Source organism: Rathayibacter sp. AY1C2, assembly GCF_002931195.1.
In the GTDB taxonomy this organism is placed as follows: domain Bacteria; phylum Actinomycetota; class Actinomycetes; order Actinomycetales; family Microbacteriaceae; genus Rathayibacter.
Genome location: NZ_PSWG01000003.1, coordinates 219,102 through 232,092, shown reverse-complemented (window position 1 = coordinate 232,092; position 12,991 = coordinate 219,102). Strand labels below are relative to the sequence as shown.

The following is a 12,991-nucleotide window of genomic DNA, read 5'->3' as shown; positions in this document are numbered from 1 at the left end:
GCACCGCGACGACGAGCACGATCCCGCGCACGATCAGCGGGTCGATGCCGAGCCGGTCGGCGATCCCCGCGCAGACGCCGCCGATCCGCCCCCTGCGCCCGAGAACCGCTTCGTGCTCTGGCTGCGCGGCCTCGACCTGCCCCGCCGTCCCGGCTGGATCGGCGGCGTCTGCGCGGGGATCGCCGACCGGCTCGGCATCGACCCGCTGATCGTGCGCGGGATCGTGCTCGTCGTCGCGGTGCTGGGCGGACCCGCGCTCCTCCTCTACGCCGCGGCCTGGCTGCTGCTGCCCGACCAGGACGGCGCCCTGCCGGTGGAGCGGCTGCTCCGCGGCTCGCTCGACCGGGTGCACGCCGGGATCGGCGTCCTCGTGCTCGCCTCGATGCTGCCGGTGGCGCAGGGCTTCTGGTCGCTCGGCGGCGCGTACACCGGGGCGATGCCCTGGGCGCCCGCGACCGGGCGGACGCTGTGGTCGCTCGTGGTGCTCGGGCTGATCGTGGCCTTCGTGGTCTGGATCGTGCGGCGGAGCCGGCGATCGGACGACGCGGCCGCTCCCCCGGCCCAGGGCTCCCCGTCCGCACACCCCTCCGCGACGCTCCCCTACCCCGCGCCCTCCGCTCCCGCCTACCCCGCACCCGACCCCGGGCTGCAGGACGAGCGCCCCTCGTCCCCCGAGGCCGTCGCCGAGTGGCGCGAGCGCCAGGAGGCCTGGCGGGCCGAGCGGGAGGCGTTCCGCGCCCAGCAGAGCGCGTCGGCCCGTGAGACGGCCCGCGCCCGGGCGGAGGAGGCGCGACTCGCCGCCGCCGCCGTCACCGCCGCGCGCCTGGAGCGCCAGCGCCTCCGACGCGCCGCGAACCCCCGGCTGCGGGCGAGCCTCACGCTGCTCGCCCTGGGCGCCGCCGCCCTGACCGGCGCACTGGTCTCGCTCACCGCCTCCGGACCGACGGCCCTCGTCGTCGGAGCCGCCTCGGTCGCGCTCGTGCTCGCCGTGGTGATCGTGCTCGCCGGCCTGTTCCGGAGGCGCGCGATCGCGCTGATCGCCCTCGCGACGGTCGCGCTGGTCACGGCCGCCTGCGCCGCCGTGCTGCCGACCGACCGCGAGCTGCTCCCCGTGCTCGGCACCTACGGCTTCTCGAGCGCCGCTCCCGGCCGCTACGCGACGCTCGCGGCGAGCGACCTGCGCGTCACGGTCGCACCCGGCTACGAGACCTCCGACGAGCCGCTGGACCTGTGGATCGGCTACGGGCACGTGTCCGTCGCCACGATGGCGGGAACGGCGGTCCGCCTCGAGGCGACCACAGAGGACACCGAGCTCCTCGTGCTGGACGCCGACGGAGGCGCGATCGACGCGCCCCGCGAGGTCCGCACGGCCGACGGCCGTCAGCTGTGGACGCAGACCTTCGGCGATCCCGAGGCCGAGCCGTTCGTGGTCCGCATCGCCCAGGAAGGCGGGTCGATCCGAGTCCAGGACTCCACACCGGGCGCCGACTCCGGCACCACCGCGCCGGACGCCGACGCCACCCCGACACCCACCCCGAGCCCCACCCCCGAGACCGGAGCCGCACGATGACCACCACGCCCACCCCCGCCACCGCCCGCCCGCGGATCCGCGTCGGCGCCGTCCTCTACGGACTCGTCCTCGCCGCCGCCTCGATCGGCCTGCTCGTCGTCTCGGCCGACCCGGTGCTGCGCGCGCAGGTCGTCGAGCGCGGGATCACGCTCGAGCCCGGCGCCGCGCTCGCCCTGGCCGTCGCGGCGCTCGGCGCCATGGCGCTCCTCCTCGCGCTCGCCCGCCTGCTCGACCGCCGCGCCGCTCGCGACGACGGCTGACCCCGGCGCGGGACGCCGGGTGCTCGCAACCCCCTGCCCCGCATCCGCCGAGAGGCGCAGACTCGTCCCGGGCGATCGCCCGCCACCCCCTGGAGACGAGACCATGCCCTTCTGCGCCCTCGAGAGCCTCCGCTGATGGAGCTGGGCATCGCCGCGATCGTCGGCGTCTCGGTCCTCGTCGCGGTCGCCGTCTTCTCGCGGCGCCTCGGCGTCGCCGCCCCGATCGTCCTCGTGCTCGCCGGCGTCGGCCTCTCGTACATCCCCGGGGTGCCGGAGGTGGTCGTCCCGCACGAGTGGGTGCTCGACGGCGTGCTGCCGCCACTGCTGTACGCGGCGGCGCTCAGCGTCCCGTTCATCGACTTCCGCCGGAATCTGACCACCATCACCGGCCTGTCGGTCGTGCTGGTGCTGATCTCGGCGGCCGGCGTCGGCGCGCTCCTCTTCCTCCTCCTCCCCGAGCTCGGGCTGGGCCTGGCGATCGCCGTGGGCGCGATCATCAGCCCGCCCGACGCCGTCGCCGCGACCTCGGTCGGCCGGCGGCTCGGCCTCCCGCCGCGGCTGCTCACCCTGCTCGAGGGCGAGGGGCTGATCAACGACGCGACGGCGCTGGTCCTCCTCCGCTCGGCTCTCGCCGCCGCCGCGGGGACGCTCGCGACGCCGTGGGCCGCGATCGGCGACTTCCTCTACGCGGTCGTCGTGGCCGTCGTGGTCGGGTTCGTGGCCAGCGTCGTCACCGTCTTCGTCCGCTCGCGGCTCGAGGACCCGGTGCTCAACACCGTCCTCTCCTTCATCGTCCCCTTCGTCGCGTTCATCCCCGCCGAGGGCCTGGGCGCCTCGGGCGTGCTCGCCGTGGTCGTCGCGGGCCTGCACACCGGGCACGCCTCCTCCCGCGCCTTCACCGCCCAGTCGCGGGTGAACGACCGGGTCAACTGGCGTACCGTGCAGTTCCTGCTCGAGAACGGCGTGTTCCTGCTGATCGGTCTCGAGATCCGCTCGCTGATCCACGACGCCGACAGCGCGCGCCTCTCGGTGCCCGGAGCGGTCGGGATCGGGCTGATCGCGGTGGTCGGGCTGATCGTCGTGCGCTTCCTCTGGGTCGGGCCGGTCCTCCTCGGCGAGCGCTGGCAGACCCGCCGGGCCGAGCGCCGGGCCCGCGAGCAGAAGGAGCTGCTCGAGTCGCCCGAGGCGCAGGAGCTGCCGAAGGAGGAGCGCGGCCGGGCGAAGCGGCGCTACCTGCTGCGGCGCAGCGACTACCGGCACTTCAGCCGCAACGGCATCGGCTGGCGCGGCGGTCTGGTGCTCGGCTGGTCCGGGATGCGTGGAGTGGTGACCCTCGCGGCCGCGCAGTCGCTGCCCGAGGACATCCCCTACCGCCCGCAGCTCGTGCTGATCGCCTTCACCGTGGCCGTCGCGACCCTGCTGATCCAGGGCAGCACGCTGCCGCTGCTGATCCGGGCGCTGGGCATCCGCGGGATCGACGTGCCTGAGGATCAGCGCGCGCTCGCGGGTCTGCTCGACGAGATCACCGAGAAGGGCCTCTCAGTGCTGGAGCGCCCGGGCGACGCCGTCGAGGGTGCCGACGGCGTCGCTCCGGACGTCCTGGAGCGGGTGCGGCAGACGTCGTTCCTCCGCTCCGAGGCCGCCTGGGAGCGCTCGCGCGGCACGGAGAGGTCGGTCGCGGACACTCCGCACCGCCTCTACCGGGCCCTGCGGCTCGCCGTGGTCGCCGCCGAGCGGGAGGCCCTGCTCGACGCGCGCTCGCGCCGCGCCTACCCGCAGCGCATCCTCCGCGACGCCCAGTCGCTGCTCGACCTCGAGGAGACGCGGCTGCGGGTCCGGCGGGGCTCCGAGTCCTGAGGGCTCGGGATCGTGACGATCGCTCCCGGGGATGCCCGCGCTGATCCGCGCCCTGTGGAGGAGCGCCGAACTCCTCGAGTGCGCCATCCGGATCGACCCCTCGGACCACGGCCGTCCGGCCTCCCCGGCATAGCCCGCCGATGCGTCACCCCCCGTTAAGCCCGCGCTCCCCGCTTCCTCTGGCACTGCCGTCGCCCCGCCCGTAACCTGCGGATCGCCTGAGAATCGGAAGCTCGATTCGCCCGCACTCGAAGAGGGGTGGCGGGCCGGGGCGGATCCCTCGGGCGATATCACGAGGGCCGATCCGCGCGCCAGCCCTCGCAGAGAGGGCAGACGGGGCGCTGAGAGGAACGCTATCCCGTGCGGCGCCGGAGCGCACGCACCACTTCGTTCGAGTGCTCTCAGGTCCAGTCGAGAGCGGAGCGCTCGGCCCAGTAGCGGGCCGGATCCACGGCGAGCGCCGGGAGGTCCGCGAGCTCCCGGGGCTGTGCGCGCAGGTTGGCCCGCAGCTGCTCCGGAGTCGCCGCGCCGCTCAGCACGACGTCGGCCCAGGGCTGCGCGAGGGCGGCCCCCAGGGCGACGACGTCCGGCGCGGCGCCGGCGTGCTCGATCGGGTGCGCCACGAGCCTCCCGTTGGCGAGGGCCTCCTTGACCACCACCAGCCAGCCGTCGTCGTGCGCGGCGGCGAGCGCCCGGCCCGCGGACTGCTCGAGCGGGTTCCAGGTGCTCTGGACCGCACTGAACGGCGACTCCGGGATCGCGCGGGCGAGCTCGATCACGCGCGCCTGCTCGGGTCCGCTCGTGGAGAGGCCGACGCGCACTCCGGAGCCGGCGAGGCCGCGCAGTCGGTCCAGCAGCGGGCGGTCGGTGAGGGCCGGGCTCTCGGGAGTGATCGAGTGGACGAGGTAGGAGTCGGGCGCCGAGCCGAGCGCGTCGAGCGTGAGCGGCCACTGGCGGTCGAGCATCGCGACCGAGTGCTCCTTGCGCTCGTGCACCGGCGCGTCCATCGCCCACCCGCCGACGTACTCGTAGCCCCACTTCGACTCGATCGTGAGCGCCGCCCGCCGCTCGGGGTGCCGGGCGAGCCAGCCGCCGAGGAACTCCTCCGCCCGCCCGTAGGAGCGCGCGGCGTCGAGGAAGCGGACGCCGGCGTCCCACGCCGCGTCGAGCAGCAGGTGCGTGCGCTCGCGCAGCGCGTCGACGCTCCGCTCGGCCGCGGGGCCGAGGTCGTCGTCGCGCCCTGCCGTGATGTACGCCGGCCGGCCCACGGCCGCCAGCCCGATCCCGAAGCGCTGCATCCCGCCCACGGTACGCCGGTCCCGGAGCTGCGGCGGCCGCTAGCGTCGAGCGGTGACCTCCGCCCTCGACCGCAGCATCCTCCGGCTCGCCGTCCCGGCGCTGGGCTCGCTGGTCGCCGAGCCGCTCTTCCTGCTCACCGACTCCGCCCTGGTCGGCCATCTCGGCGCCGTCCCGCTCGCCGGGCTCGCGCTGGGCGGCACGGTGCTGCAGACGATCGTCGGCCTGATGGTCTTCCTCGCGTACAGCACCACTCCGCGGGTCGGCCGGGCCCTCGGCGAGGGCGACGAGCGGAGGGCCGTGGCGGCCGGGATCGACGGCGGCTGGCTGGCCCTGCTCCTCGGCGCCGGCATCGCCGTGGTGGGCGCGCTCACCGCTCCGGCCGTCGTGGCGCTCTTCGGCGCGGAACCGGCGGTGGCCGAGGCGGGCGTGCGGTACCTGGCGGTGAGCATGGCCGGGATCCCCGCCATGCTCGGCGTCTTCGCGCTCACCGGGCTCCTCCGCGGCTTCCAGGACACCCGCACTCCGCTGGTGATCGCCGCCGGCGGATTCGCCCTCAACGCCGCTCTCAACGCCGTGCTGATCTACCCGGCCGGCCTGGGGATAACCGGCTCCGCACTGGGGACGGTGATCGCGCAGTGGGCCATGCTCGCGGCCTACGCGGGAGTCGCGCTGCGGCTCGCCCGGAGGGTCGGCGCGCCGCTGCGGCCGCACCTCGCGGGCCTGGCCTCCTCCGCGGGATCCGGCGGCTGGATGCTGCTGCGCACCGCGAGCCTCCGCGCGGCGATCCTGCTCGCGGTCGCGACCGCCACCTCGCTCGGGGCGGAGGAGCTGGGCGCCTTCCAGGTGGCGATGACGCTGTTCTCGACGGTCGCCTTCGCCCTCGACGCGGTGGCGATCGCCGCGCAGGCGCTGCTGGGCCGCCTCCTCGGCGCGGGCGACGCCGAGCAGGCCCGAGCCGTCACGAAACGCTGTGTGACCTGGGGAATCGGTGCAGGAGTAGTGCTCGGAGCGCTGGTCACCGGTCTGAGCGGTGTCCTGCCGTACGTCTTCTCGAGCGACCCGGAGGTGCTGCGGCTGCTGCCCGCGGCGATCGCCGTCGTGGGCCTCACCGCTCCGCTCGGCGGCTACGTCTTCGTGCTCGACGGCGTGCTGATCGGCGCCGGCGACGGCCGCTACCTGGCGCTCAGCGGCCTCGCGAACCTCGCCGTCTTCGTCCCGCTCGCCCTGCTCGCCCCCGCCGCGCCCGCCGAATGGCGCCTCCTCGCGCTCTGGCTCGCCTTCGCCGTCGGCTTCCTCGGCGCCCGCGCGGTCACCCTCGGGCTCCGGGTCCGCAGCGACGTCTGGCTCCGCTGACCGCACTCCTCCCCTGTGGAGAAGCCTGTGGACAACTCCGGTCAGCGCGGCGGTGCGCTGGTGTTCCCGCGGTGGAAGACGGCGTGGAAGCAGACCGCCTCCGCCTCCTCGTCGGCCAGGAGCGCGACCGCGGCCCGTCCCGCCGCACGGCCCTTCTCGACCGCGGGCTGGGCCATCGTCGTGAGGTCGTACTCGGCCGCGAGACCGGGCACCTGCACGCCGTCGAAGCCGACCACCGAGAGGTCCTCGGGCACGCGCAGCCCGCGCTCCTCCGCCGCGAGGATCACGCCCGCGGCCAGCAGATCGCTCTGCGCGACGACCGCGGTCGGCGGCTCCGCCCCCTCGAGCAGCGTGCGGCCCGCGGCGACGCCCTCGTCGACGGAGCTCGCCGCGGCGGCGACGACCGACGCCTCCGGGAAGACGTCCTGCACGCCGAGGAGGCGGTCGACCGGAGTGATGCTGGGGCTCGAGCGCCAGCCGGCCGGGATCGCGCCGCGGCGGCGGTCCTTCGCGAACGGGAGCGCGACCACCGCGACCCGCTCGTGGCCGAGCTCGCGCAGGTGCTCCGCGATGGTCCGGCTGGCCTCGCGGTTGTCGAGCGAGATCACGGCGCCGCCCAGCTCCGAGAGGCCCTCGACCACGACGACCGGCACCCCCCGGCGGCGCAGCACGGCGACGGAGTCGTCGACCGACGGGCTGCAGCCGACCAGGATCATCGCGTCGACCGGGGCCGTCGCCAGCAGGCCCGCGCCGTCGCCGGTCTCGGTGAGCAGCAGGATCCCGGCGTCGACCCCGCCGAGCACGTCGGCGATCCCGTCGAGCATGGCGATCTTGATCGGGTCGCGGAACGCGTGCAGCATCCGCTCGTCCACGACGACCCCCACGATCCCCGAGCGGCCGCGGCGGAGCGAGCGCGCCCGCGGGTCGGGGCCGGCGTAGTCGAGCTCGGACGCCGCGCGCAGCACCCGCTCCTTCGTGGCCTCCGAGACGGGGCCGGAGCCGCTGAAGACCAGCGAGGCGGTGGAGGGGGACACTCCGGCCCGGCTCGCGACGCGGGCGAGCGTCGGCCGGGGGCTCTTGCGGGGTTCCACGTTCCTCCTCGTGGGGGCGGCGCGCTCGTCGTCGGTTGACCGTCCCCGGGGTTCCGGATAGCTTAGACCGGCTCGCTTCGAATCGATTCGACCGTGCCTCTCGATCCGGTGTCCGGATCCCGCCCGCACCAGGAGAACCGCCATGACCTCGACGTCCGCGCTCACGCGCCCGCAGCTGGTCGCCTGGCGCAACGCCGTCTTCACGATCTTCGTCCTCAGCGGGATCTCCATCGCCACCTGGGTCTCGCGCACCCCCGCCATCCGCGACGAGCTCCAGCTCTCGACCGCCGGAGTGGGCCTGCTGATCCTCTCGATGTCGATCGGCGCGATCGTCGGACTCGCGTTCTCGACGCCGGTCATGGGCGCGATCGGCGCCCGGCGCGGCATGGCGCTCGGCCTCACCGTCTCGGCGGCGGGCCTCGCGGTGCTGGGCGTCTCGGCCGACGTCATCGGCGTCCTCCCCGCGGCCTTCGCCGGCATGGCGATGCTCGGCTTCGGCAACGGAGCGGTCGACGTGATGATGAACGTCGAGGGAGCGGCCAACGAGAAGGCCTTCGGCAAGACGCTCCTGCCGCTGTTCCACGCCTTCTTCAGCCTCGGCACCGTGGCCGGCGCGCTGATCGGCGCGGGCGCCTCCGCCCTGGCCGTGCCCGTCGCCGTCCACCTCGGCGCGATCGCCGTGGTGATCGTTGTGACCGCGGTGATCGCGATCCGCTTCGTCCCGGTCCGCGAGGAGCTCGACACCTCCGGCGCGGCGACCACGGTGAAGCCGCCGGTCCGCGAGCGCGTCGCCGCCTCCCTCGGCGTCTGGCGCGACGGCCGCCTCGTCCTCATCGGCCTGATCATGCTGGGCATGGCCTTCGCCGAGGGCTCCGCGAACGACTGGCTGACCCTGGCGATGGTCGACGGCCACGGCACCGACAAGACGACCGCCGCCGTCGTGTTCGGCGTGTTCGTCGCCGCCATGACCGTCGGACGCGTGATCGGCGGGCCCGTGCTCGACCGCTTCGGCCGCGTCCCGGTGCTGCGCGCCTCCGCCGGGCTCGCGATCGTCGGCATCCTGCTGTTCATCCTCGCCCCGGTCGACGCGCTCGTCGTCGTCGGCGCGGTCGCCTGGGGTCTGGGCTGCTCGCTCGGCTTCCCGGTGGGCATGTCGGCCGCGGCGGAGGGGCCGCACTCGGCCGCCCGCGTCAGCGCGGTGGCGATGCTCGGCTACGTCGCGTTCCTGGTCGGACCGCCGGCGATCGGCTTCCTCGGCGAGCACTACGGACTGCTGAACGCCCTCTTCCTGGTGCTGGCCCTGGTGGTCGTGGCCGGGCTCGCCTCCCCCGCCGCCCGCAGCCGGCGGAGCTGACCGCCCCGCTCCACGCGCCTCCGCAAGCCCCCGTGGGGCCCGGGCGCCCCGGCGCGCCTCCCCCTAGGCTTCCCAGGACGGCGGTGGAGGGGGAGCGGATGCGGTACCGAGCGCGCGACGGCGCCCTGCTCCACGTCGACGAGCACGGAGCCGGTCAGGGGCGGCCCCTGGTAGTCGTCCCCGGTGAGCCGGAGCGCCACCCCTCCTACCTCGGCTCGTTCGCCTCGATCGCCTGCACGCGCCGCGTCCTCGTGCTGCACCCGCGCGGAGTGGGCGGCTCCGCGGAGCTGCCTCCCGCTCCCCCGGCCACGACGGCCGCCGACGTGGAGGACCTCCGCCGCCACCTCGGCGTCGACGAGCTCGATCTCGCCGCGCACGACTCCGGCTGCCGCGCCGTCCTGCTCGCCGCCGTAGACGCGCCCGAGCGCGTCGCCCACCTGCTCCTGATCGCCCCCGGCACCGCCTGGCTCGGGATCGACGACCGGGCTGCCGGTCACACGACTCCCGCCGGCTCCGACGACACCGCGGCGATCCGCGACGCTCTGCAGCGCCTCGACTGCCCCGCGGTCGTCCTCGGCGGCGAGGACGATCCGGTGACGGGCATCGCAGCCCTGGAGGCGCTCACCGCGCTCCTGCCGCAGGCGAGCCTGGCCGTCATCGAGTCGAGCGGCCACCACCCGTGGGCGGAGGCGCCGGCCGAGTTCGCGGTCGCGCTGCGCGCCTCGCTCTCGGTGCCGCCGCCCGCTCCTCCGCTCGGCCGCCGGCCTCCCGTCGCCGCGCGCTGAGCCGGGAGCCCGCCGGAGCCGCGCCGTCTATCCTCGACGGGTGCGTCTCGTCATCGCGCGCTGCTCCGTCGACTACACCGGCCGTCTCAGCGCCCACCTCCCGCTCGCCACCCGCCTCCTGCTCGTCAAGGCCGACGGGAGCGTCCTCATCCACTCCGACGGCGGCTCCTACAAGCCGCTGAACTGGATGAGCCCGCCCTGCACGCTGATCACGGGCGACCCTGACGAGGAGGCGCGCGCCGCGGGAGTGACGCAGCAGTGGACCGTCGCGCACCGCAAGACCGGCGACGCTCTCGTCGTCTCGATCCACGAGGTGCTGCACGATTCGGCGCACGAGCTCGGCGTCGATCCGGGACTCGTGAAGGACGGAGTGGAGTCGCATCTCCAGCGCCTTCTCGCCGAGCAGATCGGCCTCCTCGGAGAGGGGCACACTCTCGTCCGGCGCGAGTACATGACCGCGATCGGCCCGGTCGACATCCTCGCCCGCGATTCCTCGGGAGCCGCCGTCGCCGTCGAGATCAAGCGCCGCGGCGAGATCGACGGAGTGGAGCAGCTCACCCGCTATCTCGAGCTGATGAATCGCGATCCGCACCTCTTCCCGGTGACGGGAGTCTTCGCCGCTCAGGAGATCAAGCCGCAGGCGCGGACTCTCGCCGAGGACCGCGGAATCCGCTGCGTGGTGCTCGACTACGAGGCCATGCGCGGCACCGACGACTCCCACACGCGCCTGTTCTGACAGGCACGGCGACAGGCACGGCGAAGACGCGGCGACAGGCACGGCGAAGGCCCCCGCGATCGGATCACGGGGGCCTTCCGCTCACCGGGCGCGAGGCCCGGGAATGCGGCGTCTCACCGGGTCGAGAGCCCGGCGGCCGCTACTTGTGGGCGGCCTGGTAGGCGGCCTGGACCTCGGAGGGGATGCGTCCGCGGTCGGAGACGGGGTGGCCGTTGGCGTTCGCCCACTCGCGGATGGCCTTGAGCTGCTTGGGGTCGCTCTTGGAGGCGGTCGCGACGCTCGTGGCGGCCGCGGGGCGCGAGCCGACGCGGCGGGCGCTCGAGACGAACTTCTCGAGCGCCGAGTGGAGCTCGGCGATGTTGTCGGGGCCGAGATCGATCTCGTAGTTGGCGCCCTCGATGCTGAAGCGGACGGTACCGCCGTCACCGGAATCGATAAGGGTTCCGTCGATATCGTCGACAAGCGTGATCTTCTGGGCCACTTTTCCTCCTGGAGTTCGCGGGACCGGACTGTCTCGACCCGGACCTGAAGAGACATTACCCCCTTTCACAATCGAGTGCGCCATGAATGGCGCCATTCGTCCCTTTCTCGCGCCATGTCGAGGGGAATGTTCAGGATAAGCGGAGGCAATCAGGGCGGAATCGAGCTGTTCGCCACCAGCCGTCGAATAGAGGACACGGTGTCCGCAGACGGCCGTAACGATTCCGGACACCGATCGCGCGCATTCCCGGGAACCGGACCCGGCGATTCCGATCACGCCCCGGTCTTCGTTAGCGTGGAGTCATGGCACGACGAGGCGGACCCCCTGCACGCCCGGCGCGACCCGGTCCGTACCGCAATGCGGAGGCTCGGGAAGCACTGGAGGCGCTCGTCGCCGCTCCCACCGCCGAGGCCGTCGACCGGCTGCTCGAGGCCTGCCTCGACGGCTCCCTCGTGGTCGACGTCACGGGCTCCCAGCCCGGAGGCGTGCCGCACGTCCGCACCGTCGCGACGACCACCGGGGAGCAGGTCCTGCCGCTGTTCACCTCCACGGACGAGGTGCGCACCGCGGTCCCCCGGCAGCAGCATCCGCGGGTGCAGATGCTGGTCCTCCCCGGACGCGAGGCCTTCGCGCTGATCCGCACCGCCGACTTCGTCGCCGTGCAGCTCGACCCCGGCTCGATCGCCCAGGTCGTCACCCGTTCGTTCGTCGAACGGGCTCTGGACGCCGAACGGCCGTAGAGTGTGGCCCCCGGCGGGGCAGCGCCGGCGTCACCCCGTCCTCCGAGGTCAGGAGCCCGCCATGTCCGACACGACCCTCGCCGCCACCGGCCTCGACGCGCGAGCCGGCACCTGGTCCTGCATCCTGTTCGACCTCGACGGCACGATCACCGACTCGGCCCCCGGCATCACCGGCACCCTCGTCGAGACCTTCGTCGAGCTGGGCCGCCCCGTGCCCGCTCCGGCCGAGCTGCTGGCCTACGTCGGCCCTCCGCTGCTCGAGGCGTTCCGCGAGCTCGGCGGGATGACCGTCGAGGAGGCACAGGCCGCGCTCGTGGTCTACCGCCGCCGCTACAACGCGGGCGGACTGTTCGACTCCTCGGTCTACCCGGGGCTGCCCGAGGTGCTCGCGCGCATCGCCGAGGCCGGCGTGCCGCTCTCGCTCGCGACCTCCAAGCCGGAGTCGGCGGCCACGCGCATCCTCGAGCACTACGGCCTGGCGCAGTACTTCACGGTGATCTGCGGCGCCTCCGAGGACGAGGTCCGCAGCGCCAAGGCCGACGTCGTGGAGGAGGCGCTGCGCCGGCTACGCGAGCTCGGCGTCGACCTCTCGGCGCCGGTGATGGTGGGCGACCGCGAGCACGACGTGCAGGGCGCCGCCGCCCACGGCGTGCCGACGATCATGGTCGAGTGGGGCTACGGATCGCCGCTCGAGGCGGTCGGGACGATCGCGCTGGTGTCCGGCGCCGAGGAGCTCGCGGACCTCCTGCTCCCGTGACCTGCGTACGATGAGGGCATGACTGGTCTGGGCGTCGTCCTCTCGTTCGTGCTGTTCCTCGGCGGGATCCTCGTTCTCGGCAACTCGTTCCTGCTGCCCGACATCGCCGGATTCCTCTTCGTCGGCGGCATCCTGATGATCTCGGGATCGCTCGCCGTCGCGTTCCACGTCCTGCCGAAGTCGCAGTAGCCGGGTCGCTCCGGGCGGCCGCCTCCGCGGCTCGCCGCTCCGCTCAGCCCAGCGTGCTCGCGTCGAGGTTGATGACTGCATTGATGTAGACCGCCTCGCCGGCTCCGGCGATCGTCGGGTTCATCCGGAGCAGCTGCTGCACCGGGATCCCGAAGCGCTGCGCGATGTCGAAGAACGTGTCGCCCTGCACCACGGTGTAGCTCACGATGTCCCCCTCCCCGTCGCGGGTCGGCTCGCCGTTCGCCCCGGGAACCGCGCCGTTGTCGACCGCGAAGGCGGTCTCGGGGATGTCCGGTGTCGCGTTCGGCGTGAAGGTGACCGTCGCCTCGGGGACCGGCGCGAAGACCGTGGCCGTCGCTTGCGGGAGCGCCGCCGTGACGGTCGGGTCCGGCACCGGAGTCGGCGTCGCCGTGGCGAACACGGTGACCGTGACCGTCGGAGCCGGAGCGGGCGCCGAGCACCCCGCGAGCGCGAGCACACCGGCCAGTGCCGTCGCTCCGATGACCGTCCTGCGCATGT

Annotated in this window: 15 protein-coding genes; 10 read left to right on the top strand and 5 right to left on the bottom strand. The window is 74.1% G+C overall.

Features of this window, described 5'->3' with window-relative positions; genetic code table 11:
* The coding region (locus C5C55_RS16265; protein ID WP_258072496.1) for a hypothetical protein at positions 1 to 64 on the bottom strand (64 nt) is incomplete at its 3' end.
* Between the two features lie 48 nt (positions 65 to 112).
* On the opposite strand from C5C55_RS16265, the gene C5C55_RS16805 reads away from it, so the two are divergent.
* The 3 genes from C5C55_RS16805 (at position 113) to C5C55_RS04325 (ending at position 3,687) form a co-directional block, all read left to right on the top strand.
* Positions 113 to 1,570 carry a PspC domain-containing protein gene (locus tag C5C55_RS16805; RefSeq protein WP_146080885.1) on the top strand — a complete coding sequence of 486 codons (1,458 nt, stop codon included), beginning with the start codon at positions 113 to 115 and terminating at the stop codon, positions 1,568 to 1,570.
* Complete coding sequence (locus C5C55_RS04330; protein ID WP_104225751.1) at positions 1,567 to 1,830, top strand: hypothetical protein; 264 nt, start codon at positions 1,567 to 1,569, stop codon at positions 1,828 to 1,830. Before C5C55_RS16805 ends, C5C55_RS04330 begins: the two co-directional genes overlap by 4 nt.
* Before the next feature lie 135 nt (positions 1,831 to 1,965).
* Positions 1,966 to 3,687 (top strand): sodium:proton antiporter, encoded by a 1,722-nt coding sequence (locus C5C55_RS04325; protein WP_104233018.1) that lies wholly within the window; start codon positions 1,966 to 1,968, stop codon positions 3,685 to 3,687.
* Positions 3,688 to 4,088: 401 nt separating this feature from the next.
* Here the strand turns inward: C5C55_RS04325 and C5C55_RS04320 are convergent, their stop codons facing one another.
* Positions 4,089 to 4,985: an aldo/keto reductase gene (locus C5C55_RS04320; protein ID WP_104233036.1), complete on the bottom strand. Its 897-nt coding sequence runs from the start codon at positions 4,983 to 4,985 to the stop codon at positions 4,089 to 4,091.
* A 52-nt stretch (positions 4,986 to 5,037) separates the two neighbouring features.
* Between C5C55_RS04320 and C5C55_RS04315 the strand changes: the two genes are divergently transcribed.
* Positions 5,038 to 6,339 carry an MATE family efflux transporter gene (locus C5C55_RS04315; RefSeq protein ID WP_104222620.1) on the top strand — a complete coding sequence of 434 codons (1,302 nt, stop codon included), beginning with the start codon at positions 5,038 to 5,040 and terminating at the stop codon, positions 6,337 to 6,339.
* 41 nt (positions 6,340 to 6,380) lie between these two features.
* Here C5C55_RS04315 and C5C55_RS04310 read toward each other — a convergent pair whose 3' ends face one another.
* Positions 6,381 to 7,430: a LacI family DNA-binding transcriptional regulator gene (locus tag C5C55_RS04310; protein WP_258065379.1), complete on the bottom strand. Its 1,050-nt coding sequence runs from the start codon at positions 7,428 to 7,430 to the stop codon at positions 6,381 to 6,383.
* Positions 7,431 to 7,572: 142 nt separating this feature from the next.
* Between C5C55_RS04310 and C5C55_RS04305 the strand changes: the two genes are divergently transcribed.
* The 3 genes from C5C55_RS04305 (at position 7,573) to nucS (ending at position 10,305) form a co-directional block, all read left to right on the top strand.
* Positions 7,573 to 8,784 carry a sugar MFS transporter gene (locus C5C55_RS04305; protein WP_104233017.1) on the top strand — a complete coding sequence of 404 codons (1,212 nt, stop codon included), beginning with the start codon at positions 7,573 to 7,575 and terminating at the stop codon, positions 8,782 to 8,784.
* A 98-nt stretch (positions 8,785 to 8,882) separates the two neighbouring features.
* Positions 8,883 to 9,569 carry an alpha/beta fold hydrolase gene (locus C5C55_RS04300; protein WP_104233016.1) on the top strand — a complete coding sequence of 229 codons (687 nt, stop codon included), beginning with the start codon at positions 8,883 to 8,885 and terminating at the stop codon, positions 9,567 to 9,569.
* Positions 9,570 to 9,609: 40 nt separating this feature from the next.
* Positions 9,610 to 10,305 (top strand): endonuclease NucS, encoded by a 696-nt coding sequence (gene nucS, locus C5C55_RS04295; protein WP_104233015.1) that lies wholly within the window; start codon positions 9,610 to 9,612, stop codon positions 10,303 to 10,305.
* Positions 10,306 to 10,444: 139 nt separating this feature from the next.
* On the opposite strand, the gene C5C55_RS04290 is transcribed toward nucS, so the two are convergent.
* Positions 10,445 to 10,786 carry an Lsr2 family protein gene (locus C5C55_RS04290; protein WP_104222624.1) on the bottom strand — a complete coding sequence of 114 codons (342 nt, stop codon included), beginning with the start codon at positions 10,784 to 10,786 and terminating at the stop codon, positions 10,445 to 10,447.
* Positions 10,787 to 11,088: 302 nt separating this feature from the next.
* Between C5C55_RS04290 and C5C55_RS04285 the strand changes: the two genes are divergently transcribed.
* From C5C55_RS04285 to C5C55_RS16480, 3 genes are all read left to right on the top strand, one after another.
* Positions 11,089 to 11,526, top strand: a complete 438-nt coding sequence (locus tag C5C55_RS04285; protein WP_104222625.1) for an SseB family protein — start codon at positions 11,089 to 11,091, stop codon at positions 11,524 to 11,526.
* Positions 11,527 to 11,587: 61 nt separating this feature from the next.
* Positions 11,588 to 12,283: an HAD hydrolase-like protein gene (locus tag C5C55_RS04280; protein ID WP_104222626.1), complete on the top strand. Its 696-nt coding sequence runs from the start codon at positions 11,588 to 11,590 to the stop codon at positions 12,281 to 12,283.
* An 18-nt stretch (positions 12,284 to 12,301) separates the two neighbouring features.
* On the top strand, positions 12,302 to 12,472 hold the full coding sequence (locus C5C55_RS16480) for a hypothetical protein (RefSeq protein ID WP_159911733.1): 171 nt from the start codon (positions 12,302 to 12,304) through the stop codon (positions 12,470 to 12,472).
* Positions 12,473 to 12,515: 43 nt separating this feature from the next.
* Here C5C55_RS16480 and C5C55_RS04275 read toward each other — a convergent pair whose 3' ends face one another.
* Positions 12,516 to 12,989 carry a LysM domain-containing protein gene (locus C5C55_RS04275; RefSeq protein WP_104222627.1) on the bottom strand — a complete coding sequence of 158 codons (474 nt, stop codon included), beginning with the start codon at positions 12,987 to 12,989 and terminating at the stop codon, positions 12,516 to 12,518.
* Between the last annotated feature and the right edge of the window lie 2 nt (positions 12,990 to 12,991).